This window comes from Hydrogenophaga sp., from assembly GCF_041633695.1.
Classification (GTDB): domain Bacteria; phylum Pseudomonadota; class Gammaproteobacteria; order Burkholderiales; family Burkholderiaceae_C; genus Hydrogenophaga.
Genome location: NZ_JBFJMY010000503.1, coordinates 1 through 2,778 on the forward strand (window position 1 = coordinate 1; position 2,778 = coordinate 2,778).

Genomic DNA, 2,778 nt, shown 5'->3' on the forward strand with positions numbered 1-2,778 from the left:
GGTCGAGCTGGAGTTCGGCCAGGTCGAGAAGACCTGAAAATTTTTGGGCTGTGCGGGCATGTGGTCCGCGCAGCGAAAACCGTCCGGGTCGGCCCGATGCGGTTTTTGGTTTGGATTCGGGCCGAATGCACGAGGAGGCTGCCGTCATTTTGATAGGCAGCCGTTTGAACTCGTTGGAGTGAACCATGGCGAAAAAAATCGTCGGCTTCATCAAGCTGCAAGTACCAGCTGGTAAGGCCAACCCTTCCCCACCGATCGGCCCGGCTCTGGGTCAGCGCGGCCTCAACATCATGGAGTTCTGCAAGGCGTTCAACGCCCAGACCCAAGGTGTCGAGCCCGGTCTGCCACTGCCTGTGGTGATCACGGCTTTTGCCGACAAGAGTTTCACCTTCATCATCAAGACGCCGCCCGCGACGACCTTGATCAAGAAGGCGATCAAGCTGGACAAGGGTTCCGCTGTGCCGAACAAGAACAAGGTCGGCAAGATCACCCGCGCTCAGCTGGAAGAAATTGCCAAGGCCAAGATGGTCGACATGACCGCCGCCGATGTGGACGCCGCTGTGCGCACCATCGCCGGTTCTGCCCGTTCCATGGGCGTGATTGTGGAGGGCGTGTAAATGTCCAAACTCACCAAAAAACAAAAAGCCTTCGAAGGCAAAGTCGACAGCAACAAGCTGTACGCCATCGCCGAAGCGCTGTCCATCGTCAAAGGCTGTGCCAATGCCAAGTTCGATGAATCCATCGACGTGGCCATCCAGCTCGGCGTGGATGCCAAGAAGTCCGACCAAGTGGTGCGTGGCGCTGTCGTGATGCCCAACGGCACGGGCAAGACCAAGCGCGTGGCCGTGTTCGCCCAGGGCGCCAAGGCCGAAGAGGCCAAAGCCGCTGGCGCCGACATTGTCGGCATGGACGACCTGGCCGCTGATGTCAAAGCCGGCAAGATGGACTTCGACGTGGTCATCGCTTCGCCCGATGCCATGCGCGTGGTCGGTACGCTGGGTCAGATTCTGGGCCCACGTGGCCTGATGCCCAACCCCAAGGTGGGTACGGTGACGATGGACGTGGCCACGGCGGTGAAGAACGCCAAAGCCGGTCAGGTGCAGTTCCGCGTCGACAAGGGCGGCATCATCCACGGCACGATCGGCCGTCGCTCGTTCGACGACGACAAGCTCCAGGGCAACCTGGTGGCGCTGATCGACGCATTGAACAAGTCCAAGCCGGCAACGAGCAAGGGCCAGTACCTGCGCAAGATCGCGGTGTCGTCGACCATGGGTGTGGGTGTCCGCGTGGATACCCAGTCCCTCACGGCGTAATCGCAAAGAATTCGGACCACCGCGGTGGTCCGGGTGTGGTGGGCTCGGACGGCGGCTTCAAAGCCGAGGTCCGAGGCCATCCAAGACCGTTGGTGTCGGGTCGTGCCTGCAAAGGCCTTGCCTGACTTAATTGTGAAATGCCAACGCAGATGGCGATCCCGCTGCAGATGGAACCCGGTTCCCGAAACAGTTGGTCGCTGCAATGAGGCGTGTTGCGGATCCCTTGGGGTCCCAGACACATTTAAGGAGTAGACCTTGAGTCTGAATCGCAGTGAGAAAGAAGCGGTCATTTCCGAAGTGACCAGCCTCGCCGCAAAAGCTCAAACGCTCGTGATGGCGGAGTACCGTGGCATCACGGTCGCGAACATGGACAAACTGCGCGTGACAGCCCGCAGCAATGGCGTGAGTCTGAGTGTGTTGAAAAACACCTTGGCCCGCCGTGCGGTGGCTGGCAGTGCGTTTGACGTGGTTGCTGACCAGATGACCGGTCCGCTGATCTACGGCTTTTCTGAAGACGCTGTGGCTGCCGCGAAAGTGGTGGCCGAGTTCGCCAAGACCAACGACAAGTTGGTGATTCGCGCAGGTGTCACCGGTGGAAAAGTCCTGGACATCGACGGCGTTAAGCAGTTGGCCAGCATTCCTTCGAAAGAAGTGTTGTTGGCTCAGCTGTGTGGCTTGCTGATGTCGCCTATTTCGCGTACGGCTGTTGTGCTGGGCGCGTTGGCGGCGAAAAAAGGCGAAGGCGTTGCCGAAGAAGCTCCCGCAGCTCCGGCAGCCGAAGAAGCTCCTGCCGCGTAAGCGGGCAGTGGGCTTTTGTTAAACCAATTGTTAGGAAATCAAAATGGCATTCGATAAAGACGCATTTCTGACCTCGCTGGACAGCATGACGGTCCTGGAACTCAACGACCTGGTGAAAGCCATCGAAGAGAAGTTTGGTGTGAGCGCTGCCGCCATGGCCGCTCCTGCTGCTGGTGGTGGCGGTGCCGCTGCCGCAGCTGAAGAGAAGACCGAATTCAACGTGGTGCTGACCGAAGTCGGCGCCAACAAGGTTTCGGTCATCAAGGCCGTTCGCGAAATCACCGGTCTGGGCTTGAAAGAAGCCAAAGACCTGGTCGACGGCGCTCCGAAGAACGTCAAGGAAGCCGTGGCCAAGGCCGACGGCGAAGCGGCTGTCAAGAAGCTGGTGGAAGCCGGCGCGAAAGCCGAACTCAAGTAATTGGGTTTTTGCCGAGGCTGGAGTGCTCCCAAAGGGCCTCCAGCCTTTGGTGCTTTCAGAGCACACCCGAAATGTCTGAGACAACAGGTTTTTCGAGTGTCTTCTGACCCCGACTGCAGAAGACGACTTGGTTCGGGCCTGTGTGCAACGCACGGGCCGTCCGCCAAGGTTGGTAGAGGCCAGCCACCAAGCAAGCCACCGGGTAGCCCCACCCGTTCGGCCAGACAGTCGCCAAAGAGCTCACCCGGA

Annotated in this window: 5 protein-coding genes; 4 read left to right on the forward strand and 1 reads right to left on the reverse strand. The window is 59.5% G+C overall.

Translation table 11 applies throughout. The features are described from left to right. A partial coding sequence (locus ABYB95_RS20775) for a hypothetical protein (protein ID WP_372661369.1) occupies positions 1 to 211 on the reverse strand: 211 nt, incomplete at its 3' end. Here ABYB95_RS20775 and rplK point away from each other — a divergent pair. The 4 genes from rplK (at position 186) to rplL (ending at position 2,529) form a co-directional block, all read left to right on the forward strand. Continuing rightward, a complete protein-coding gene (gene rplK / locus ABYB95_RS20780) occupies positions 186 to 617 on the forward strand; it encodes a 50S ribosomal protein L11 (protein ID WP_372661371.1) in 432 nt (143 codons plus the stop codon). The two genes, ABYB95_RS20775 and rplK, sit on opposite strands and share 26 nt — an antisense overlap. Continuing rightward, positions 618 to 1,313, forward strand: a complete 696-nt coding sequence (gene rplA, locus ABYB95_RS20785; protein WP_372661374.1) for a 50S ribosomal protein L1 — start codon at positions 618 to 620, stop codon at positions 1,311 to 1,313. A 255-nt stretch (positions 1,314 to 1,568) separates the two neighbouring features. After that, positions 1,569 to 2,111: a 50S ribosomal protein L10 gene (gene rplJ, locus ABYB95_RS20790; RefSeq protein WP_372661378.1), complete on the forward strand. Its 543-nt coding sequence runs from the start codon at positions 1,569 to 1,571 to the stop codon at positions 2,109 to 2,111. 43 nt (positions 2,112 to 2,154) lie between these two features. Next, positions 2,155 to 2,529: a 50S ribosomal protein L7/L12 gene (gene rplL, locus ABYB95_RS20795; RefSeq protein WP_372661381.1), complete on the forward strand. Its 375-nt coding sequence runs from the start codon at positions 2,155 to 2,157 to the stop codon at positions 2,527 to 2,529. The last annotated feature ends 249 nt before the right edge of the window (positions 2,530 to 2,778 follow it).

What these genes read in the sequence shown, in the direction of transcription:
- rplA (WP_372661374.1), top strand. Translation starts at nt 618, where the DNA reads ATGTCCAAACTCACCAAAAAACAAAAAGCCTTCGAAGGCAAAGTCGAC.
- rplK (WP_372661371.1), top strand. Translation starts at nt 186, where the DNA reads ATGGCGAAAAAAATCGTCGGCTTCATCAAGCTGCAAGTACCAGCTGGT.
- rplL (WP_372661381.1), top strand. Translation starts at nt 2,155, where the DNA reads ATGGCATTCGATAAAGACGCATTTCTGACCTCGCTGGACAGCATGACG.